Below are 22,889 nucleotides of genomic sequence, written 5' to 3'. Positions count from 1 at the left end.
ACGAACAATCGGGGTGCGGCGCCGGCGTTGGTTTCGACGGCGAATACCGTGGAATGACGTCGAGTGCTGCGCGCCGGCCGGAACGCGCGACGGTTCGCCTCCCTCCTTGCGGGCAGGCCGAAAGCAGTGGTCTGCGCTGCCGCCGACTTCCTGGCCGGTGCTACCTACCTGCGGTACCAGCGCCCGCGAGGTTTGCCGATCTGCGGTCGAGGGGATTCGGCGTCCGTCATTGCAGGTCGGCCGTACCGGCTCGGCAGCCCGGGCGTTCGTACCGACCCGCTGCTGCCCGCGCGGGTGTAGTTCGGATGCGCGCTCGCCGCGCGTCGAGGGGCGGCACGGGTCGAGCAGTTCGTCGTGTTCGCCGGGGCCCAGGCGTGGCGTCGTGGTCGCGATCCGTGCCGCGCAGGTGGTTATCGCATCGCGTGCCGGTGGAGTGGCGGCCGTAGCGGGCGAGGTAGTGGACGGCCATGGCGTCTTGCCGGCCGGATGGCACGGACTTTCATCCGCGCGGCAGCGCCCGGGCGAACGGGACGCGGCTGTGGGCCGGCGATCAGGCCTGGGCCTGTGGGGAAGCTTCCTGCGGTGCTTGTTCGTTGCCGTTCGGGCCGGCGGGCGCGGGATGGTCGTTCGGCGCCGTGGCACCGTCCGGCGGTGCGGTCGGGTCGATGGGTTCCGGTGCTGCCTCGTCGGTGGCCGACTGCTCGCCTTCCTCGCCCTCTTTCTTCTCCGGATCGAGTAGTTCGGGCAGTAACTGGGTGGCCAGCGGCATGAGCGACATCGGCAGCATGGCGAGCATGGGCAGCATGGAGCCGAGCCCGCCCATGGCGCCTGCCGCACCCGCGCCGCCGGCCGCGCCGCCGGCTCCGCCCCCGCCGGTGGACGGTTTGCCGTTGCCGCCGGACCCTTCACCACCGTCGCCCGCCATTTCGGAGCTGAGGTCGGAAACCGCGATGACCTTGTCGTAGACGAGATCCACCGCGGTGGCGGTCAACTCCAGCAGTTGCATCTCCATGGGCGGTTTCAGCTTCGCGCTGCCGACCTTGGTGAGTACCCCGTTCAAACGCTCGACGATATCGATGATCGTCTTCAGGGTCCGGTCCTGTTCGGCGGCCATGACGATCGATGTATCGATCACCTGGTTGTCCATGACGAGTAGCGAGGTCTGTTTGGCGTCGACCTTGGTGAGGGTGTCCTGGTACGCCTCTTCGGCTTTCCCTTTGCCCAGGGTTTCGCGCGTGACCTTGCTCAGCAGATCGCCGACCTCCGGGGGTGGTGTGGGCATACCGCGGCCGAGCAGGTCGACCGCGGTCTGGATGGCGGCCTCGGCCATGGCGAGGTAGGAGATCAGTGCCTCGGATGCTCCGGGTGGCCGTACCAGATCGACTTCCCAGTACTTGCCTTCACTGCCCTTGTCACCGAACTCGTCGTTCTTGTCGGTGGTGCTGACGGTCTGTGCGGGCGGACTGTCCTTGTCTCCCGGTTTGTCGGTGCCCTCGCCTTTGTCGCCGTCTTCTTTGTCGTCGTTCTTGCCGCCACCGTCGTCGGATGGCTTTTCCTCTACCCGGGCTTTCTTCGGCTCGGGCGGGCCGGGTGCGGGTTCTTTTTCCGGCTCGGGCGCGGGCGGATGACGATCGTCGCCGGGGGGCGGCGGACGCCGCAGTTCGGGGTCGGGGGAGCCCGGCCGGCGATCGGTATCGGCCTGAGTCGCCATGCGCGGACACCACCTTCCTCGGACTTCCTGCAAGTCATTGTCTTGCCTTCCCGAAATTGGGAATGAACCGCGCGTAGTGTCGGGGCGTGCTGCCGCATAGTCGAAGCAGCCCGCGCAGGGGAGTGGCGGCCGGGCTGCAAGGATGGCGAGTCCGGGGAGCGGGAGGTGGTCGGTCGTGAGCGAGAGCAGGGCGGGCGAATGCCCATGCTGACCGATGATGTGAACAGTGTGCTGAAGAACTTGCTGGGTCTTTACGGGGACGGGCAGCCGTCGGAGCGGGCCATGGCGTCGCTGGCGCAATCGATGGCCGCGGATATGAGTTTGCAATCGACAGGTGGTTTCGCGTCCGGCTATACGAATTTGCAGACAGCGCACAAATCTCTGGTCGAATTGCAGACCGGCCGGGAGGGGATCGTGCACCGCGCGGTGGCGGATTCGGGCGGTGCGACGCTGACCGGCCGCGGTGCGCTGAGCAATCAGATCGCTGATCTGCAAACCAGGTTCCAGGCGATAGCCGCTATCGCCGATACGCGGTTCAGCGGCCCGGCACTGCTGGAATCGGCGCACAGTACGATCACCAGCGCCACCCGCCAGGTGAACGCGGATGTGGATGCCGCGCGTCAGCAGGCTTCCCGGATCATGCCGCCGGTCGCACCGCGGGCGCGGGCGCACCGGACCGAGCCGGTCCGTCGTCGTCGCCGTCGTCGTCCCCGGTATGTCATGGGCCGGTCCCGCAAGCCGCGGGTCCGGGTGCCGTCCGACCGCACGGCCGGTGGGCGCGCTGTGGGGGCGGCACATGAATGGCTGGGCACACCGTATGTCTGGGGCGGTGGTGGTTCCGGCGGCCCGTCGGGGGGCGGTTTCGATTGTTCGGGGCTCACGCAGTACGCGGTGGCCCAGGCCACCAACGGGGAAGTCGTGCTGCCGCGCACCACCTACGAGCAGATCTACGCCGGCGAACGTGTGCATCCGCGGGATGTGCGACCGGGTGATCTGGTGTTCCCGGCCGGTTCGTTCAGTTCGCGAGGGCCGGAGCATGTGCAGTTGGCAGCCGGCAACGGGATGGTGATCGAGGCGCCGTATTCCGGGTCGACGGTGAAATATTCGCAGATGCCCAGCAGTGCGGTGATCATCCGCGTCATGTAGGCGGGCGACCGGACGGGGCGGGAACCGGTTGCTGATCACCCGGAATTCCGGCGAGCCACGCCGGCTCCGGTGTGCCCCGCCGTCGGCCGTGGGGAATAAGGGCGGCCGGTGGGTCGCTGCTTCCACCGGCCGCCTTCTTCGGTAGATCGTCAGGGATGAGGGACCGACGATCTACCGATAAGGTACCATGGAATAACGAGCCGTTCAATGACGGTAAGTATTAGCTTTCTCTTATGTTCGACGGGGGTATGCGTAAGCATTCCCAATTTTGGGGAGTTTTTCCCGAGGGTGCATGCCTACGCTGCCTTATCGTGCATTTCAGCTAGGAGCGGCGGAAGGGAAGTCCGAGGTGTCAGGGGCCGAAGACGCGTTCTACACGGGCGTTCAAAGTTTGGGGTTGGTCGCCGGTGGAGTGCGGAACGAGCAGAGTGCTCTGGCAGCTTTCACCGCCGCGACGAACCTCGATCCGGATATGTGTGATGCCTGGCTCGGCCGGGCCATGGCCGGTGATGTCAGCTCCGAAGTGATCTACGGCGCCTATCGCTCGGTGCACAATCTGTACCGCGACCAGCAGCGGGCCGGTCTGGTCGATCGGGCGTTGTGGTGCCAGGTGGAAATCGGCATGTACGGCCTCCGGGTCGCCATGGCGGACCGGGATCAGATCTCCATCGCGCAGGCGGCGGCCTACGCCGACAGCGGCGAATGGCAGGAAGCCGCATCGATACTGGACGAACTGCGCGGGGAGGATGTCGCGGATTTCGTCCGGATGTCCCTGCACTACCGGACCGGCCGCTGGCCCGATGTCATCGACGCCCGTACGGCAAAACCGGTGATCGAGGACGGGCTGCTCGATATCGCAGCAGAACTCATGACCGCGAGCGCCATGGCGCACCTCGGTCGTTTCGGGGAAGCGTTGCCGCGGGCCCAGCGCATTGTCGAGGACAGTCGTTCGGGGAATCTGTCCTATATCTGGGCCGACGCCCACTATCTACTCGGAATGGTCCTGCGGCACAACGGTGACCTGGATTCGGCGGACAAGATCCTCAAAGGGTTGCAGGGTTCGGGCCTGTGGCCCGACCGGCCGCAATGGCAGCAGGCGGTCCGGGACAAGAACTTCCGGCTGGAGATCACCACCCCCGCGGTGATCGCCTCCCGGACCGATCGGTGGGACCCCAAATCCGGCGACGATCCCGCCGAAGTGGCCGCGAATGCCGCCAAGGAGGAACGCGACGCCCTGCTGTCCGAAGCCTCCGATCTGCTGCAGGCCCAGATCGGTATGGATTCGGTGAAAGAGCAGGTGGACCGGCTCAAATCCGGTGTGCTGATGGACCAGGTCCGGGCCAAGCGCGGCCTCGCTGTGGATTCGCGGTCCAATCACCTCATCTTCTCCGGTCCGCCCGGTACGGGTAAAACCACGATCGCGCGGGTGATCGCCAAGATCTTCGCGGGCCTGGGCGTGGTCGAGAACGCCGATGTCATCGAAGCATCCCGCAACGATATGGTCGGTACCCACCTCGGGCATACCGCGCCGAAAACCAATGCGCTGATCGATTCCGCACTCGGCGGCGTGCTGTTCATCGACGAGGCCTACACCCTGATCCAGGAAGGTCTCTCGGGCGGTGACGCGTTCGGTAAAGAAGCGGTCGACACCCTGCTGGCCCGGATGGAGAACGACCGCGACAAACTGGTGGTCATCATCGCCGGGTACGAAGAGGAGATCGATCGGTTCCTCGCCTCGAACGACGGCCTGTCCTCCCGTTTCACCAAACGTATCCGGTTCCCCAGTTACGGCCCGGACGAACTGGTGCAGATCGCCGACCATATCGCGGGGAAAAAAGACTCGCTGCTTTCCGATCAGGCGCGCGAAGTGCTGCGCGACCGCTGTCTCGAAATGTCACAGCAGAGCCGCAACGGCCGCCGGTTGATCGATCTGGCCGGCAACGGACGGTTCGTACGCAATGTGGTGGAGGCGGCCGAGGCCGAACGGGACTTCCGGTTCACGCGCGGTCAGGTCGATATCGCCTCGTTGACCAATGAGGAATTGATGACGGTGGATGCCTTCGATATCACCGCGGCACTCGCGGGGCTGGCCCCGGCCGCGAAATAGATTCACGCTCCCGCCGAACGCGCCGATGCGTTCGGCGGGAGTGATTCTGTCCAGGGGACAGGCGTTTCCCGCTGGTTTGTGGCCGATATCGGCGGAAGGGACAGCTACCGGTGGCACGTTTCCGGGTGGTGACCAAGCACCAGGTATCGGGCTGGCGTTTCATGCTGCACCGCATCGAACACGCGCTGGTGCGCCGAGACGCGTCCATGATCGACGACCCGCAGCGTGGCCGCTCGACGGCCCTGCTCGTCGGTGTGGTGCTCGCTTGTGTCTGTGTGGCCGGGGCGGCGGTGCTGGCGTTCTTCAAACCGTCCAAGCCGGTGGGAGACTCGCGGATCGTCGCGGACAAGGACACGGGTGCCTTGTACGTGCGGATCGGTGAACGCCTGCATCCGGCACTGAATCTGACCTCGGCCCGGCTCATCGTGGGGTCGCCGGCGAATCCCCAGGAGGTGCCCGCCGCGGAGATCGGCAAGTTCCCGCGCGGTCCCTGGGTCGGTATTCCGGGGGCTCCAGGGCAGATCGTGGATTCCGCCGAACGGGATTCCGAGTGGACGATATGCGATACCGCGCGTACCGGTGCCGCCGCGCCGGTGAACCCGAATACGGGTTTGCCGACACTGGCGCGGTCCGCGGTGCATTCCACCGCGATCGGCGGTCCGCTCACTGTCGACGGCGACGCGGTGCGGGAGCTGACCGGTCGCGATGCGCGGTTGATGCGGATGGACAACACGACCTGGCTGGTTTACAACGACCCCGCGCAGGGCGTGGTGAAGGCCGAGATCAATCTGGCCGATTCGCCGGTGATGCTGGCGCTGGGCATCGACACCTCCGATCAGGTGGTCGCCGCGTCGAAAGGGCTGATCGGTGCGATTCCCGAGGTCGCGCCCATCCGGGTTCCGGAGGTGCCCGGGGCGGGGCAGACGATCTCGTTGAATTCGGTTATCGATGTGGTGGTGGGTTCGGTGGTCACGGTCGCCATACCGGATCGGCCGGCCACCTACTATCTCGTCTCCAGTTCCGGGCTGGTTCGCGTCTCGCCGGTGCTGGCCTCGATCGTGCGCAACGCCGATTCGCACGGGGCGGTCGCGACGACCACCATCGGCCCGGATATCGCGGCGGCGAATCTGCGGCCCGGTGATTGGCCGGGTACCGGGACCTATCCCACCGAACCGGTGCAGATCATGGACCCGGTGCGGATGGGTATCACGTGCTATCACTGGTCGCGTACCGGTAATGATCCCGATGCGCACACCCGGCTGCTGATCGGCAGGCAGCTGCCCTTGGCGAAGGAAGAACAGTCGCGAACGGTCGACCTGGTCACGGCGCCGGCGTCTCGGGGCAATACCGCCGATTCGGCGTATCTGCCGCGGGATACGGGCAAGTTCGTGCAGGTGACGGGGGCAGAACCCGGATCGCCGCTGCGGGAGTCGCTGTTCTGGATTTCCGACAGCGGGGTGCGTTACGGGGTCGCGATCGAGAACGGTGCGGAAGCCGGTTCCGACCAGACTTTGCGCGCCCTCGGATTCAAGCAGCCGGTGCGGGCGCCGTGGTCGGTGGTTTCACTCTTCGCCGTAGGGCCGACGTTATCGGTGAAGGACGCGCTCATCCAGCACGACGGCATTCCGCCGAACCTGCTGGGGGCCCGAATCAGTGGAGGTACCTCGTGAGCGCGACTCGCCGTTACGTCCGGCCGGCCCGCGCGGTTCGCGGTCCCGCCGCGCCCGCGGTGACCGAGCTCCGGTTGCAGCCGCCCACGGAGTTGCCGCGGCCGGTCCCGATGTCGAAGTTCAAGATCATCCTGCCGATCATCATGGTCACCGCCATGATCGGCATGGTCGCGATGATGTTCAGCAGCGGCCGCACGATGTCGCCGATGATGCTGTTCTTCCCGCTGATGATGGTCGTCTCCATGTTCGGCATGCTGGGCGGTGGCCTGGGTGGCGGCGGCGGCAACGCGACCGGAACTTCGGCGGGCCTCAACGAGGAGCGCAAGGATTACCTGCGCAGTATCACCGAGAATCGGAAAACGGTGCACGAGGCCGAAGCCGAACTGCACGAATACCTGAAGTACACCCATCCCGGGCCGATCGGGCTCGGCCGGCTTATCGGCGGCAAACGGATGTGGGAGGTCCAGGTCGCCAGCCCGCAGTACCTGCGGGTGCGGATCGGCCGCGGCCGGATCGCGAACCAGGTGCGGGTGATCGTCCCGGAGGCGGCCCCCACCTCGGACCTCGACCCCGTGGGCGTGGTCGAGGTGACGCGTTTCGCCAAGGCGTACTCCACGGTGGGCGGGATGCCGGTGGCGATCAATCTGCTCTCCACACCACTGGTGGGGATCGACGGCGACCCCGACAATGTGGCGGGACTGGTCCGGGCGATGATCGCCGAGATAGCGGTCCTGCACGGACCGGATCAGGTAGGGATAGCCGCGGTGTTGGCAGAACCGGACGCACCCCGCTGGTCGTGGCTGAAATGGTTGCCGCATACCCAGCATCCCGAGGACAACGATGCCATCGGCACGGTGCGAATGGTGTACCGCAGTGTCGCCGAATTGCGGACGAAGGCACTGGCCCGGCTCAACCGGGGCCCTTTCTCCGCCAACGCGGAGCCGTCGTTGGACAAGAAGCACTACATCCTCATCGTCGATGTGGGCGGTTCGGCCACCGAACGTGATATCTCCGGGATCGACGGCTGCACCTGGTTGCGGATCGGCCCGATGGAGCAAGCGTTGCCGCGGTCGCTGCGATTCACCGTCGCCGCGGACCGGACGCTGAACGAGATAACGACGCGGGGAACCCGCTTGGTGGGCCGGGCCGACACCCAGTCGCTGCCCGAGACAGCGGCGCTCGTCCGCCAACTGTCCCCGTTCCGGCTCTCGACCGTCGTCGAGGCGGTCGCCGCCGAGCAGGCAAGCGCCGGAACCTCCTGGGAAGAAATGGTCGGTATCGCCGACCCCGGCAATATCCGTGTCGATCTGCAATGGCCGCGCCGGCGCGATACCGATCGCAGCCGGCTCAATATCCCGTTCGGCCACGATCCGACCGGCCAGGTCGTCCACCTCGATATCAAGGAATCCGCCGAAGAAGGTATGGGCCCGCACGGAATGTGTATCGGCGCCACCGGGTCGGGCAAATCGGAATTCCTGCGCACCCTGGTGTTGTCCGCCATCGCCCACCATTCACCGGATCAGCTCAATCTGCTGCTGGTCGACTTCAAAGGTGGTGCGACATTCCTCGGCTTCGATCGGCTGTCCCATGTGACCGCTGTCGTCACCAATATGGAAGAGGAAGCCGATCTCGTCACTCGTATGGAAGACGTCATCAACGGCGAGATGGCGCGTCGCCAGCGGATTCTGCGCGACGCAGGCAATCTGGCCAGCGTCGCCGACTACGAACGGGCCCGTGAGCAGGGGGCTCAACTCGAACCGCTGCCCACGCTGCTGATCATTCTGGACGAGTTCGCCGAACTGCTGGAACAGCATCCGAGCTTTTCGAAACTGTTCGTCGCCATCGGCCGGTTGGGCCGCTCGCTCCGTATCCATCTGCTGCTGTCGTCACAGAAGGTTCCGGCGAACCGGATGGGTGAGCTGGAAGCGCACCTGTCCTACCGTATTGCCCTGCGTACCAATCAGACCAGCGACTCCCGCGACGCGATCGGCACGGCCGACGCCTACCACCTGCCCAAGAAGCCGGGCTCGGGCTATCTGCGGGTGGGGGCCGGTGACCTCCAGCGCTTCCAAGCGGCGTATGTCGGTGGCCCGTACTCACCGCCGGCGCAGACCTCGGCGGTGAGTGCCCAGCGTGCCCGGCGTCCCGGTGGCGGTTATCGCCCGCCGCAACGGTTCACCTCCGAATTCATCGCCGATATCCGGCCCGCGCAGCCGGTGGTCGAAGCGGTTCCCGAGACCCGGGAACCGGAGTCGGAGAATGACGCCGTGACCGTTATGGAAACCGCGCTGACGCAGTTCGCCCGGCACGGTCGCCCCGCACACAAGATGTGGCTGCCGCCGCTCGGAGTGCCGGCGACGCTGGACCGTCTCGTTCCGGCCGTGGAACAGGGGGCGCTACATCTGCCGTGGGCCATCGTCGACAAGCCGCGTCAGCAGCGACAGGACGTCTGGGCGGTGGACCTGTCGGCTGCCGGTGGGCATGTCGCGGTGGTGGGTGGCCCGCAATCCGGAAAGTCGACGGCGTTGCAGACCCTGGTCACGGCAGCGGCGCTGACCCATACTCCGGAGCAGGTCCAGTTCTATTGCATCGACTTCACCGGTGGCCTGTCCGCGCTGCGGAATATGCCACATGTGGGTGCGGTCGCCTCCGCGCGCGACGTCGATCGCATCCGCCGGACATTCGCGCTGGTGAAGAATCTGATCGCGGCGCGGCAGACCCTGTTCGACGATGTCGGGATCGATACGATGCGCGAGTTCCGCCGCCGTCGGCTCACTGCGGAAGGCGCGGCCGACCTGGCGAGACGCGGGGATGCGCACGGCGACGTCTTCCTGGTGGTCGACGGCTGGGATATCGGCTTCGCGGTGAACGGCCCCTTCTACGACGAGTACATGCCTACGCTGGAAGCCATTGCGGTCCAGGGTCTCAACTACGGCGTCCATCTCGTGGTCGCGAGTTCGCGGTGGGCGGCGATCCGTCCGGCTGTGAAGGATATGCTCCAAACCCGCCTGGAAATGCGGCTGGGTGATCTGACCGATACCGCGTTCAGCGGGCACCGCAATGTCGTGGCCTCGATTCCGCCGAACCGGCCGGGACGATGCGTATCCAGTGAGGCCCTGCATATGCTGACCGCGTTGCCGCGCGCCGACGGCGACCCCGACCCCGAGACGGCGGGTACGGGACTGGCGACGGTGATAGAACAACTGCGCCGGACCTACGGGGAACGTCGTGCACCGGAAGTCCGGCTGCTTCCCGGCCAGGTTTCCCTCGCCCGGATCCTGGAACATGTTCCGGCCCCGACGAATCTGGCGGAGAAGCTGCGGGTGCCATTCGGAGTACGCGAAAGCGATCTCGCGCCCGCGGTGATGGACTTCGGTCTTTCTCCGCACCTGGTTGTGCTCGGCTCCAGCGGCTGTGGGAAATCCACCCTGGTTTCCGCGCTACTGGAGTCGATCACGCTGCGTTTCACTCCCGAGGAGGCGCGAGTTCTGCTGGTCGACTACCGGCGCCGGCATATGGATATAGTCCCGCCCGAACAGCTGATCGGCTATCTCACCAGCGCCCGGGATCTGGCCGAGGGCCTGCCCGCGTTCGCCGCGAAGATGCGGGGCCGCCGGCCGCCGGCCGGGGTCACGGCGCAGCAGTTGCGGGAACGTTCCTGGTGGAGTGGGCCGGAGATCTTCGTGGTGATCGACGACTACCATATGGTCGCTCCGCGCGGGCAGCTCAATCCGCTGGATCCGATCAAGGACCTGATCGTCGACGGCCGGGACACCGGTCTGCACATCATCGCGTCCCGCAATATCGCACAGGCGGATTCGGCGATGTACGACAGTGTTCTCGGACAGGTGAAGAACCTGAACAGTTCCGGCGTGATCATGGACGGTTCGCGGCTGGACGGAATGCTCATCGGTGATGTGAAGGCCACCAAACAACCGGTCGGCCGCGGCATCTTCGTCGAGCCGCTGAGCTCGTCGAAGGATCTGATCCAGGCGGCGTGGACACCGGAATGAAACGAATTCCACTGTGGCGTGCCCAAAGGTGGGAATAGCTTAGCGTTCAATATGAAACTGCTCGAACTGATGAGTGGGCAGCGATCCTCAGGAGGCCTCCATGGTTGCATTGTCAGTTCTCGAAGGACAACTTCCCAAGATCAGCGCCAAACTCGGAGTCGACCAGTCGACGCTCGCGGGTTACGTGACCGGTCAGGCGCCGAAGGCCGCGGCCATGCCGCCGGGCCCGCATGTGCCGGGCATGCTGCAGTCGACGGCCCTCCAGGCCATCACCCTGGCCTTCCTGCCGAATCTCGGGATCGGCGGCATCGAGCACACGCTCGGTAGCCAGACTCTGGTGCCCGCGGATATCAGTTATGAGGTGAGCGACGAGGTGTGCGGGAGTTCGGTCAACACCGCCGGATCGAGGTTCGGTTGCTCCTAGTCCTGCTGTAGCGAGCACAGGGTCGTCATGCCGTTCGTCGACTATTTTGCGAACAGTCCGCTGGCCAATTGGTTTCAGTTGTTCAGCGGTCCCGGCGTTGCGCCGCTGAAAGGCGCCGCGGACGCGTACGCGGAAATCGCGAGGGCTTTGGCCCGGGCGGCGAGCGGGACGGACAGCTCTACCGTGGATATGGCGAATTCCTGGGAAGGGCTGGGATCCGAACGCGCGCAAGCGGCGTTCCGGAACCATTCTTCCTGGGTTCGCGACCAGGTCGATCTCGCCGCCCGTATCGCCCGTATCGCCGAGGACTCGGCATATGACCACATCCAGGCGAAGCGGTCCATGCCCACCCTGGCCGAAATCCTCAAGGCCATGGTCAAACGGGCCCAGGCGCATACGGCGATGGCTACCGCCACTGCCAGTGGGGTGGGCGTCGTCGGACTGGGGGTGGCGGCGATGATGGTGGCAGAAGCCGAGATCGACTACATGATCCTGCGTCTGCGCGCGGCCGAATCCATGCAGCGGTACGAGATCCAGGCAACCGGGACGGTCAAGGAACTGCTCGCCATCCCGATCGAGCCGCCCCCACCGATTGTCAACGGACCGGGCGCGGGAACTCAGCTGTTGAACGGTTCGGGGCCGCTGGATCACACCGGGGTGCTGAACGAGCTGTTGCAGAACGGCCCCGATACCGGCAGCGATACCGGTGGTGGCCCCGACTCCGGCCCCGGCCCGGGGCCGCAGGACAGCACAGGACCGGGTGGCGACGGGGTGTCCGATCCGACGACCACCCCATCCGATCCCGTGTCCAACCAGATCACCGACCCCGGCCAGAACATGCCGCCCGAGCTCACCGACTCGATGATCCAGGACCTGGTCAACCATTCGGATCCGAGCCGGATCGACCCGGAACTCTTCGGCCAGGACAGCCTGTTCGGTACTTCCTCGACCTCGCCGACACTCACGGCGATGGGCGGTGGAATCGGCAGCTTGGTGGGCCTCGGGATGGTCGGTGGCGGCCTCGGGTCGATGTCGGGCGCGGCCACCGGTTTCCGGATGCCGGCCAACTGGAAGCCCGGGACCGGAACGGCATTCGGCGCCGGCACCGGGACGGCATCGACGGCCCCGGTGGGACGCCCCGCTTCCCGGCCGGGCGTCAGCGCGCCGACCGCGCGGATGCGACGACGCAGAAAGGAGGATGAGGACAAGCCGGGCAAAGTTTTCGCACCCGGCGAACACGTCGACGTGCCGGTGCTGGAACGTCCACCGGCCATCGGCGTCATCGAGTACGAACCCGACGACGAGCTCATCGTGGACGACGACACGGAGTCGTCGCTGGTGGGAGTACTCGAGCGGCTCGACGGTGACGATCACGACGCGCGCCGGCCCGAGCCGCACTGAGCACGCCCCTTCGCTATCTGAAGCGAAGCGGTTCTTCATCCTCCTCGGAAGGAAAGAATTATGAACTGGACAACTATCGATCCAGAGCAGATGTACTCATCTGCCAACCACACGGCCGCCTGCCTGGGCGAGCTCGAGAGCCACCTCAAGGCATTGGTCGGTACGCAGGACGAGTTGCAGGCAGCGGTTACCGGTGCTACCGGTACGGCGATCTACAACGCGCTCGGCAATTCGTACCAGCGAGGTGTCGAGCTGGCCAATTTCCTGCAGAACATCGTCGACAATATGCAGAATGCCGGCGTAAAGCTCGACGGCGCCGACCTCGATGCGCAGGGCATGATCAATTTCGAGATGGGGGCGGACGGTGCAGTGGATGCCGGGGTAGGCACCGGCACCTGGGACAACTGGACGCAGAACGACGACGGTACCCGCTCGGCGGTAGTCGAGCAGGTCGATACCAAGTCCTGGGCCTGAGTGGCACCGGGCATTACCGGCACAGTAAGGATGGAATCCCATGGCAATTAAATTCAACTACGGTGAAGTCGAGGCTTCGACCGGCCGGGTGTCGGCGATAATCGAAGGTATGAATCAGAACATCGCCAATATGCGCCAGCTGAAAACCGCGCTCCTGGAAGGCTTCCAGGGTTCGGGTGCCGAGGGCTACACCGACGTCACCAACGAACTCGAGGCTAAGCTGAACGCTTATGAGGGTGCTCTGGCCGGTCTGAACGGCAAGATCGTCCGGACTTCCACCAAGGGCGGCGACATGGACGTCGTCGACATCTCGGTAGGGTCCATGTTCCGGGCATGACCTCGGCCGATTCAGTTCGGGATACTCCGCGGACCGGATCGGAGCCCGTGATCGCGGGCGACCGATACGGACCGGAATCGGAGACAGGTCCGACTTCGGTCGACCTGAACGTCGATGCCGCCCTCGTTCTCCAGAACATGGTCGGCATCGACTCCTATCCGGCCGTTCTCGCCATCCTGCCGAATATTCCCGATATCGCGGTTCGGGACAAGGTGCATGCGGTCGTCACCGATCAGCTCACAGAAGCGGGCATCGTCGAGGACGGCCGGGTGCATCCGGCGATCGCATCCTGGCTGCACAGTTTGCACCGCCCGGATATGGAACTGGCGGTGCGGGTCATGGACAACGGCAGCGCCGGCCACGAGCCGACGATGCTGCGCATATCGCTGGTTCGCGACGGCGACAGCCATGTACTGGCGATCCGCTGTGACGACCATGTGGTGATTCAGCCGGTGTTCCACCAGGGCCGCCGGCTGAATACCCACACCGCCGTGGTGAAATCGGCTCTGGGTGACTACCCTTTACTTCAGTTCGAGCCGGTTTCGGCGCCGGTAGAGGAACTGCAGGCCGTTCCGGACGATGCGGAGGAGCGGCGGAGAGTGTTGTGTGAACTGGGCGCGACCCCGCGCGCAGCGGGCGTTATCACCCGGGCGATGGCCGAGGTGGTGCGCCGTGCCGAGATCGTCATGATCGAACACCGCGACGGCGGTTCGGGATCGATACACACCCGGGCGGGTGTGAACGTTCTGGACACCATGACCGGTCGCCTGATCGTGAACCCCCGCGCCGCTATGGACGGACAGCTATGGTCGACCTTCCAACCGGGCGACGATGCCGCGATCGAGGCGGGTATCGACGCCCTGATCGACCTGCTGCCCGGCCGGAGTTGGTTCGATACGTCCCGTACCCCGTGACGTCCCTGAGCTCGACGAGAGGACGACGATTATGAACCGAGTGTCGGCAACGAACGGTCATCCGGCCGCGTCCGCGTTGACGCAGGGGGGATACGACGCCTACTTCGCGCAGGTCGAGCAGAGCGGCGACGAAACCGCCGACGCGACCGTCGCCGGCACGGAAGCCGCGGCCGGGCAGGATCGCAGCACGGCCGGCCCGGCCGCTGCCGTCGCCCCGCCGCAGGATTCGGCATCGGCACCGCAGACGGCCGGCGGGTCATCGCTCGACCTGGGGCGGACGGAAGCCCCGGCGCCGCCCCCGGTTCCGGGGCAGACGGTTCCGCAGGCGGAAGCGGGGCCGGGCGTGGACCCCGGTCGCTCCCGAGTTCCGCAGCCGTCCGGCGAAACACCACCGGCCGCACCCGGCCCGGGTATTCCCGGCTCCCCGGTGGTCGGCGCTGTGCCGACTGCCGCGGCCCCGGGCGGCCCCGCAGCCACCGGCGCCGCACCGCCACCGGCCGATTCGTCCGAGCAGTGGCAGGGTGCTCCGGCTATGGGTGCCGGGCACACCTATGCGAGTCCCCGGTCGCATGCGGAAACCCAGGGCGGTCAGGAACAGGTGGCACCGCAGGGGTATCGCACCCATGGTGCGCCGGCCGGCGCGAACAATAATTCCGCGCATGTGCTGGAACGGATCTCCCGGTCCGGCTACGACAACCGATCCGCGGTCCTGCCGCCCACTCTCGCCTCGCCCGAGCTGCTGGCCGATATCGCCGCCGTGCGCCAGGCCCATCTGCGGTCGAACGCCGGTGTGCGGGGGGCGTTGAACAAGGTCGGGTTCAGCTTCGGGCTCTCGCCTGCCGAGCAACGCGCCGAGGACCGGCGCAACCGGGTCCGCCGCGCACTCACCACGCCTTATCAGATCGCGGTGGTGAGTGTGAAGGGCGGTGTCGGCCGTACGACGACAACGGCCGCCCTCGGCTCCACATTCGCGAAAATGCGCCCGGACCGGGTGGCCGCGGTGGACGCCAACCCCGACTTCGGCGACCTGTCGACTCGTACCGTGCGCCATCCCTACGGGCTGACGCTGCGGGATCTCGCCACGGCCTCCCACGCCCTGGATTCGTTTTCTTCCGTCCACGCCTATACCGCGGTCAATGCCGCGGATCTCGCGGTTGTCGCGTCGCCGTGGAACAGCGATGCCACCGCTGCGCTGTCCGGCACCGAATACGGGATCGCCGTGGAGACTTTGCGCAAGCACTACAATTTGCTGCTGGTCGATTGCGGAACCGGAGTTCTCGATTCGGCGACGGATATGGTGCTGCGTTCGAGCGACGCGGTGCTCGTCGTCACCCCGGCGACCGTGGGCGGGGTGACGGGTGCGGTCGCGACGCTGAACTGGCTGAGCTCCCACGGTTTCGATCACCTCATCGCCGCATCGATGGTGGCTATCGTCCATCATCAGCCGGTGAAACCGACGGTGGACGTGGAGGCGATCGAGAAACTGTTCGCCAGTGCCCAGCGGCCCACCTGCCGGATACCGTTCGACACGCATCTGGCGGAGGGCGGTGAGGTCGACCTGAGGATGCTCGAGAAAGAAACTGCCTTGGCTTTCGAAGAACTGGCTGCCGGTCTCGCCGACGATTTCCCCGGTTACGAAGTTGGTCCCGCCGGCGCTGGAGGACGACTGTGACAACGGTCCAGACCGCCGCTCCTCCGGCCGCCGCAGGCGGCGGCGGTCCGGCCTCGGCGGAGGTCGCCCGGGCGCGAATCGCCGTGATGGTGGCGAGCTACCAGGTCGACGTCGTGGTGCCGACCAAATTCACCATCGAAACCTTCATCGACGATCTGATCGGTGTGCTGTCCGCGGCCATCGACGACGACGAGGTGGATTTCACTCCGCCGACCGGCCAGTGGAGCCTGGCCCGCCCCGGCGAGCAGCCGATGCCGCGGTGGCGCAGCCTGGCCGATCACGACATCGTCGACGGCACCGCCCTGATGCTGGCCACGGTGGAGTCGGCCGAGGTGTTCACGCCGGTCGTGGAGGACATCACCGACGCGCTCGCGTTGATCAACGAGCGGGAGTTCACCGAATTCGACGCCGATACCGCCGCCGTGGTGGGCCTGGGTGTGCTGGGGGTCGGCGCGGTGGCTCTGGCAACTCTGCTGTCGTGGATGTGGACGGAGACCGGGTCACTGCTGTGGTGCGGGCTACCCGCGCTGCTGTTCGGGATACTGTGCTGGGCCGGTGCCTTCGTCGCCCGCAACCGCGGCGCGGCCGAGCGGATCTCGCTGGGGCTGGCCCTGACTTCGGTGCCGCTGCTGTTCGCCGGCAGCGCCATGCTCGTACCACCCGCCTACGGGGAGCCGGGTCCGTTCGCGCCCGCGAATATCGCCGCGGGCGCGGTGGTGGTGGCCGTCGCCATGGTCGGGCTGATGCGGGCGACCGGGTCGGGTATCGCCACCTTGATGGCGGTTACCGGGCTCGGCGTCGTGGTCGCCGCGGCGGTACTCCCGCTGACCTATTCGGACCTGCTGGTCCGGCAGGTCGCCGGCGGTGCGGTGTTCGTGGGCCTGGTCCTGTTGAGCCTCGCTCCGCGTATCGCCGTGGCGATCGCGCGTATCCGGCCACCAGATCTGCCGGATCCCGGCAGTGAAGTCTCTCCGGCCACCCTCACCGATATCTTCGACGCCGCCGCCACCCCGGAGGGGGATCTGGACGCGGAAGCGTCCGCCGAGGCCGAACAGCGGCGGCGCAACCACGAGAACGGTATCGAGAGCCGGGCACGCCTGGCAGTGACCAGCCTGCGCGGGCTCGTCACCACGATATCGGCGTTGCTGGCGGTTTCGACCGTGATCTGCGCCGTGGTCAGCCCCGGCGGGATCCGGGAGATCATCATGGGTGTCGCCGTCGCCGGTCTGCTCGCCATGCGGTCGCGCTGGTATCCCGACCGGGTACAGGCGATTGCCTTGGTCTGCGGGGCGACCGTGGTCGTTCTGGGTATTGCCGCGGTCCTGGTGGGTCACTATGAGACGCCGTATGCCCGTTTGATCGTCGTACTGATCGTGGGGATCATCGCGGGCGGCGCCTGCGTCGCCGCGCTCCGTCTCCCCGGTAAACGGCTGAACCCGGTGACCAGGCGCGTAATCGACATCATCGAATATCTGCTCATCGTCGTCGTTCCGATCATCGCCTTCTGGATCATGGGCGTGTACACCGCCATGCGGGGGCTGTGATGAAATTCGGCAGGGCCGTGATCACGGCGCTGACCGGCCTGGTCGTGCTCACCACCGCGGCGCCGGCGCTGGCCGTGCAACCGCCGGAGGTGGTCGTCGGGCCGCCACCGGAGGACGGACCGCCCGGCCCGGAGCGTCCGACCGAACAGGACAAGGGCTGTCTCGCGACGGGGGTGCTGCCCGATACCGACCTGTCCCGGGTGCCGCCGCCGGAATTGGCACTGGACCTGGGTCGGGCCCGCTCGCTCAGCCGGGGCGCGGGTGTCACTGTCGCGGTGCTCGATACCGGCGCGTCGCCCAACCCCCGGCTACCCAATCTGGTCGGCGGCGGCGACTACGTCGCGGCCGGTGGTGACGGGCTTTCCGATTGCGACGCCCACGGCACCCTGATCGCCGGGATCATCGGGGCCGCGGCCGATCCGGCCGACGCATTCAGCGGAGTGGCGCCGGAGTCCCGGATCATCTCCATCAGGTACCGGTCCGGTGCCTTCCGGCTGCAACGCGCGTCGGCCGACCAGCGGGAACAGGCGGCCATGGAGATCAGGGCCATGGCGCGGGCCATCACCCATGCCGCCAACCAGGGCGCCAACATCATCGCGGTCCCCGTCCCGGTCTGTGTGGCGGCCGATGCGGGTATCGACCAGGGAATGCTCGCTGCGGCCATCGGTTACGCGGTGCACGTGCGCGGTGCGTTGATCGTCGCGGGAGCTGGCAATACCGGCGGCGGCCAGTGCCGGCAGAATCCGGAGATCGATCCCGGCCGGCCCGGGGATCCGCGGAACTGGGCCGGTGTCGAGACGATCTCGACACCGGGATGGTTCAGCCCCGCGGTGCTGACGGTGGGGTTCACCACCGCCAACGGTGCGGTGACCGACGAAACACTCACCGGTCCCTGGGTTTCCGTGGCGGCGCCCGGGACCGGGATCGAATCGCTGGGGCCCGGCGGCGGCGGACTCATCAACGGGGTCGGTGCGCCCGGCAAGCTGGTGCCGGTGGGCGGCTCGTCCTTCGCGGCAGCCTATGTCGCCGGTGTCGCGGCGTTGCTGCGTTCCCGGTTCCCGAACGAGACGCCCGCCGAGATCGCCGCCCGATTGCAGGCCAGTGCGCACGCACCCGCCCGGGGAATCGATAATGCGGTGGGCGCCGGGGTGATCGATCCGTTGCGCGCCCTGAGCTACCGAACCCCACCGGAACCGCCCGCGGGGCTGTTCCAGGCCCAGGTGCTCGAATTGCCGCCGCCGGAGCGCGCCGCGGACCGGAAACCGGGATTGGCGGCGGCCACTGTCATCGTGGTGGCGGTTCTGCTCGGTGCGGGAGCCGCGTACTGGGGCGGCACCCAGCGGGGGGCACGGTGAATGTGCCCGATCGGCGGGTCGCGGGTGTGGAACGCGGCCCCTTCGCCTGTGCCGTGGTCGGAGGCAGTGTGGTGGCAGTCGGATTGACCCCGCAGACGCCGCTGTGGGTCGGCGCGGTGGTCTTCGGATTCGTGATCCTGTCGGTGACGGTGCGGATACGCGGCCGGACGCCGGTGCGCTGGGTGCTCGACTGGGCCGATTTCCGGCGTGGCCGTACCGGACGGGTAGCGGAGCTGACCGGTCTGCCGCCTATCCGGGAGGTCCGAGTACCCGCGGGGGTCTGCGGTATCCAGGAGGACGGCGACGTCATGGTCGCGGTGATCCAGCTGGCGCCCAACCTGGACCTGCCTACCGTGATCGCCGAGCAGACGGTGTACACCGAGGACACGGTAGGTGCTGCCGCGCTGCTCCCGATGCTCGACCAGTACGGGATCGCGGTCGATATCGATATCGTCACCACCGGTCAGCGAGTGCGTTCCGCCGGTAGTTACAGCATGCTCTACGACCAGCTGATCGGCCCGAATCCCGTGGTGGGCAATCGGCTCACCTGGCTGGTGGTACGACTGGACCAGCAGCGGAACCTGGCCGCGCTGGCCAAACGCGGTCCTTGCTCGGTGGTGGCGCCGAAGGCGCTCGCCACAGCCGCGCATCGCATCGCGGGCCGGTTGCGCGAGCGCGGGGTCGCGGCGCACGCGTTACCCGCCGACGCTTTGACCGATGCGCTCCGGGCCTTGCACGCCGGTGTCGAACTCGACGAGATCCGGGAGGCGTGGCACTGCCTGCCGACCGCGGTGCCCGGCCGTTTCGTCACCAGTTTCGGGATCGACTGGCAGCGCCTGGACGAGGTCACGCTCGACGACTGCTGGACCTGGAGCAACGGGCGTACGACTCTGGTGGTGAGCCTTTCCGGATTGCACGACGGGCCGCGTGCGGTCGTGCGCTACGTCGGGCCCGCGATGGAAGATGCGCTGCCCGACTATCTGCGCCGGCTGCCCGGGCAACAGCTGGCGGCTTTCCGGGCGACACTGCCCACCGGAACTTCCGTACGCGACCTCACCCGGGACGAGCGCGCCATCGCGGCCGCTCCCGATGAGATCGCGGCGGGTCTGTCCGTGCCGATCGGGCCGAACGGCCAGATCCTGGGCGCCATCAGCGGTCAGCCGCGGCACCGGCTGGCGATGCCGCTGTTCGATCCCGCGCGCTACAACCCGCGCCGTCGTTCCGTGGACGTCCACGCGGAGCTGCAGGTTGCCCAGCAGATCATTCTGCGGGCGACGGTAACGGGCGCCGATATCGAGGTTCATACGAGCCGGCCGCAACGTTGGCAGCATCTGGTCACCGCGGTCGGCGACCCGCGGTCGCTGTGGCTCGCCGGCGAATCCGGTGACGAGGAGCGGAGTTCGAACCCCGATGCCACGATCGCCGTGTTCGACCAGGTACCGGTGCAGGGCACTGCAGCACCCACCGCGGTATCGATCAGCGATCCCGGTGGGCGCCGGAGTCGTTCGGCCGATCTGGCCATCGAACAGGTCGGGGAGACGAGCCTGGACGTGAGCATCCCGATGCGGACGGTGCGGGTCGACCTCATCGAACCGCGCGGGGAAACCCGCTATCTCGATTTCACCGAACCGAGGCAGCAGATCACACCGCCGTCCGTTTCGGCCGGCGCCACCACGCCGCTTTCTCGACCTATCGGGCGACGGGCCCAGTGATTCGGACGGACAGGTAATGTCGTTCATTGTGACACCGGAGGATTCTCAGTCGGGGGTCGACGCTGTCGAGCACCCGGGTAATGGAGGCGAGCTGACTCCCCGGCGGGCCGCTGCGGCGGTCTTTTCGAGTCGATTATCGGAGTTGATCGCCGAATCGGTGGTGTCCACCGAGGACGGGTCGACCCGGTCGCTGACCCTGTACTCGCTGGCCCAGCATCTGGAACTGGCCTATCCGGACGTTCCGGTTTCCCAATCCGGCCTGTATCGGCTGATCCACGGCGATGCGATTCCGCGCTTGGATCTGATCATCGCACTCGCTCGGGTATTCGATGTGCCACCGGAGTATTTCGTCCGGTAGCCCCCGGAGGTTCCCGCGCCCGGTTGTGTGTTCTCGGGCGCGGGAATAGCGGGCCGAGTGCGAGGGTGGAAAGCGGCTACCATCCGGCTATGCCCGACGCGGATCCGGGAGATCTATTTCTCCGCCATCGTGGTGCGATTCTCGACGCGCTGCTGTCCGATCCGTATTTCGGCTCCCCGGAGATAGAAGTCGGCGGGGAGAGCGCGGCCGATCCAGTGGAAGGTATTGCCGCGGTTTCCGCACCGTCGGGTGTTTCGGCGCCGCCGGTGGACGATTCGCTGTTCGTCTCACCCGAATCCGCTCCGCGGGAGCGGCCCGCCCCCGACGCTGCCGAGCTGCCGGACGACGAGCCGGCGGAAGCCGTGTCGCCACGGCGGTCTTCGGTGGGCCCCTCGGCCAGTGAACGGATCAATGCGCTGCTGAGCGGGCAGACGCCCGCTGCCGCCGACGGTTTCGGACCGGACTACGCGCAGGCTGCTGCCGACCGGATCAACCGTGAGGCCCAGGACCGGCAGGAGAGCACGGAGCAGTCCGCGTCGACGGCTCCGGCCGGGAACGAGAAGACCACGCCGCAGCAGATGGTGCAGGAGGTCACCACTCAACTCCGCAAGCCCAAGGTGGCGCTGGCGGTGGCCGCGGTGGTGGCGCTGCTGATCGTGGTGCTGCTCGTGTTCACGGGCGGGGGGAGCGAGGAACAGACGCGGCCGCTCGCCGTGGCTCCCGCGCCCACCTCCGCCGCGCCACCCCCCGATGTGGCGGAAACGGGTGGCACCATCACTGTGAAAGGCGCCGAATCGTATTGCCCGACCGGCAGTACCGACGGAATGGATGCCTTCTCGGGCGAGCCGGACAAGGCGTGGTCGTGTGTCCGGGCGTACAAGGTGGACGGCCAGATCCTGCGTATCGACCTCGGCAAGGAATACAAGGTGGATTCGATCGGGATCGTGCCGGGCTGGGATCATGTCGGCAGTGACGGGACCGATCAGTGGACGAAATTCCGCACTGTGAGCCGGGTGTCCTACGAACTCGACGACGGGGACGAGGAAACGGAAGCGACGATATTCACCCAGGATACGTTGGATCAGCGGTCGCTGGTGGTGACCCCGATCGATCCGCCGGTGACCGCGAACGAGATCGTGCTCACCGTGCTGAAGTCCAGCGGTGAATCGTCGGTCAATACCGTGGCGATCTCCTCGATCGTGATCACCGGGCAATAGGAGGTATCGGCGGTGGCCGGGCTGAGCTGTCGATACTGCGGTCATCCGGTGGACGGTGCGCTGTGTGTGTACTGCGGCGCGCCGGCGCCTGTGCCGGGCCGGACAGCCGCTTCGCCGGATGTGTCCCCCGGTCCGTCCGCACCTCACAGCAAGCCGGGGCACGACCGCGTTCCGGATCCGAGGACAGTGGCCGGTTCCGTCCTGGGCGCCATCCGTTCGCGGCTGGTACCGGAAGCGGAAGGTCTTGTACGCACACCGCATCCGGCCTGGCAGTGGAGCGCTGCGGGTGGGGTGCTGGTGATCGTCCTGGTGCTGCTCGCCTTCTTGATGATCCGGTCATGTTCGTTTTCGCTTCCGCCGGGCGGATTCACGGATCCGGGCCTGTTGAACGGCCCGGGCCCGGCGTTGCCCGGCTCGCTGGCGTCGGCGGCTTGCGAGCCGCGTGATCCGGCGACCGGTGTCGAGCGGTGTGTCGTATCGGCCGGTGATCCGTTGCTGTCCGGCGGTATCACCGACGGACGGGAGCTGGTGTTGCGTGTGCAGGTTCTCGCGCCGGCGGAGCTCACTCAGACTGTCCGGCAGTGGCGGTCGGCCGGCGGCAGTGTGGTGTCCGACGGTCCGGTCTTCGTATCCATCAGCGCGGCGTCGGCTGTGCTGTACGCGGATACCGGCTCGGGTCTGCGTATCGATACCGGCACTTTCGCCGACAAGGCGGCGGCGCAGGCGTTCCTGTCTCGCTCCGGGTTGCTGGAGTAGTCGCGAGGGACCGCTGCCAGTCGTTTTGGGTGGTAGCCGGGGCTACGCTTTTGCTCGCTGATGATGTACCGTTAAATA

General features: G+C 66.8%; 17 protein-coding genes. 16 read left to right on the top strand and 1 reads right to left on the bottom strand.

Translation table 11 applies throughout. The features are described 5' to 3' along the window. Nucleotides 1-550 precede the first annotated feature (550 nt). On the bottom strand, nt 551-1,711 hold the full coding sequence (locus tag IU448_RS20340; protein ID WP_195057237.1) for a hypothetical protein: 1,161 nt from the start codon (nt 1,709-1,711) through the stop codon (nt 551-553). Nucleotides 1,712-1,909: 198 nt separating this feature from the next. Between IU448_RS20340 and IU448_RS20335 the strand changes: the two genes are divergently transcribed. The 16 genes from IU448_RS20335 to IU448_RS20260 all read left to right on the top strand — a co-directional run bounded on the left by IU448_RS20335 (nt 1,910) and on the right by IU448_RS20260 (nt 22,811). Next, entirely contained in the window at nt 1,910-2,857 is a 948-nt protein-coding gene (locus tag IU448_RS20335) for a C40 family peptidase (RefSeq protein WP_195057236.1), read from the top strand. A 412-nt stretch (nt 2,858-3,269) separates the two neighbouring features. Next, on the top strand, nt 3,270-4,964 hold the full coding sequence (gene eccA, locus IU448_RS20330) for a type VII secretion AAA-ATPase EccA (RefSeq protein WP_280459265.1): 1,695 nt from the start codon (nt 3,270-3,272) through the stop codon (nt 4,962-4,964). Between the two features lie 128 nt (nt 4,965-5,092). Beyond that, complete coding sequence (gene eccB / locus IU448_RS20325; protein WP_324188649.1) at nt 5,093-6,634, top strand: type VII secretion protein EccB; 1,542 nt, start codon at nt 5,093-5,095, stop codon at nt 6,632-6,634. After that, nucleotides 6,631-10,647, top strand: coding sequence for a type VII secretion protein EccCa (gene eccCa, locus IU448_RS20320; RefSeq protein ID WP_195057233.1), 4,017 nt, complete (start codon nt 6,631-6,633; stop codon nt 10,645-10,647). Before eccB ends, eccCa begins: the two co-directional genes overlap by 4 nt. Before the next feature lie 100 nt (nt 10,648-10,747). Further along, on the top strand, nt 10,748-11,071 hold the full coding sequence (locus IU448_RS20315) for a hypothetical protein (protein ID WP_195057232.1): 324 nt from the start codon (nt 10,748-10,750) through the stop codon (nt 11,069-11,071). A gap of 27 nt (nt 11,072-11,098) precedes the next feature. After that, a complete protein-coding gene (locus tag IU448_RS20310; protein ID WP_195057231.1) occupies nt 11,099-12,472 on the top strand; it encodes a PPE domain-containing protein in 1,374 nt (457 codons plus the stop codon). Between the two features lie 60 nt (nt 12,473-12,532). Beyond that, nucleotides 12,533-12,946 (top strand): WXG100 family type VII secretion target, encoded by a 414-nt coding sequence (locus tag IU448_RS20305; RefSeq protein ID WP_195057230.1) that lies wholly within the window; start codon nt 12,533-12,535, stop codon nt 12,944-12,946. A 40-nt stretch (nt 12,947-12,986) separates the two neighbouring features. After that, complete coding sequence (locus tag IU448_RS20300) at nt 12,987-13,283, top strand: WXG100 family type VII secretion target (protein WP_195057229.1); 297 nt, start codon at nt 12,987-12,989, stop codon at nt 13,281-13,283. Between the two features lie 47 nt (nt 13,284-13,330). Further along, nucleotides 13,331-14,197: an ESX secretion-associated protein EspG gene (locus IU448_RS20295; RefSeq protein WP_324188648.1), complete on the top strand. Its 867-nt coding sequence runs from the start codon at nt 13,331-13,333 to the stop codon at nt 14,195-14,197. A 40-nt stretch (nt 14,198-14,237) separates the two neighbouring features. Next, nucleotides 14,238-15,869, top strand: a complete 1,632-nt coding sequence (locus IU448_RS20290; protein WP_280459267.1) for an AAA family ATPase — start codon at nt 14,238-14,240, stop codon at nt 15,867-15,869. Next, complete coding sequence (gene eccD / locus IU448_RS20285; RefSeq protein ID WP_324188647.1) at nt 15,866-17,413, top strand: type VII secretion integral membrane protein EccD; 1,548 nt, start codon at nt 15,866-15,868, stop codon at nt 17,411-17,413. Before IU448_RS20290 ends, eccD begins: the two co-directional genes overlap by 4 nt. After that, complete coding sequence (gene mycP, locus IU448_RS20280; RefSeq protein ID WP_195057227.1) at nt 17,413-18,768, top strand: type VII secretion-associated serine protease mycosin; 1,356 nt, start codon at nt 17,413-17,415, stop codon at nt 18,766-18,768. The genes eccD and mycP overlap by 1 nt, the downstream gene beginning before the upstream one ends. Next, entirely contained in the window at nt 18,765-20,480 is a 1,716-nt protein-coding gene (gene eccE / locus IU448_RS20275) for a type VII secretion protein EccE (RefSeq protein ID WP_280459270.1), read from the top strand. Before mycP ends, eccE begins: the two co-directional genes overlap by 4 nt. A gap of 16 nt (nt 20,481-20,496) precedes the next feature. After that, complete coding sequence (locus tag IU448_RS20270) at nt 20,497-20,838, top strand: helix-turn-helix domain-containing protein (RefSeq protein ID WP_228813656.1); 342 nt, start codon at nt 20,497-20,499, stop codon at nt 20,836-20,838. 89 nt (nt 20,839-20,927) lie between these two features. After that, a complete protein-coding gene (locus IU448_RS20265) occupies nt 20,928-22,055 on the top strand; it encodes a discoidin domain-containing protein (protein WP_195057226.1) in 1,128 nt (375 codons plus the stop codon). A 186-nt stretch (nt 22,056-22,241) separates the two neighbouring features. Further along, nucleotides 22,242-22,811 carry a hypothetical protein gene (locus IU448_RS20260; RefSeq protein ID WP_195057225.1) on the top strand — a complete coding sequence of 190 codons (570 nt, stop codon included), beginning with the start codon at nt 22,242-22,244 and terminating at the stop codon, nt 22,809-22,811. Nucleotides 22,812-22,889: the final 78 nt, after the last annotated feature.

The sequence above is a fragment of the Nocardia flavorosea genome (genome assembly GCF_015477805.1).
Taxonomy (GTDB): Bacteria; Actinomycetota; Actinomycetes; order Mycobacteriales; family Mycobacteriaceae; genus Nocardia; species Nocardia flavorosea_A.
This window is presented reverse-complemented; position numbering and strand designations above follow the sequence as displayed.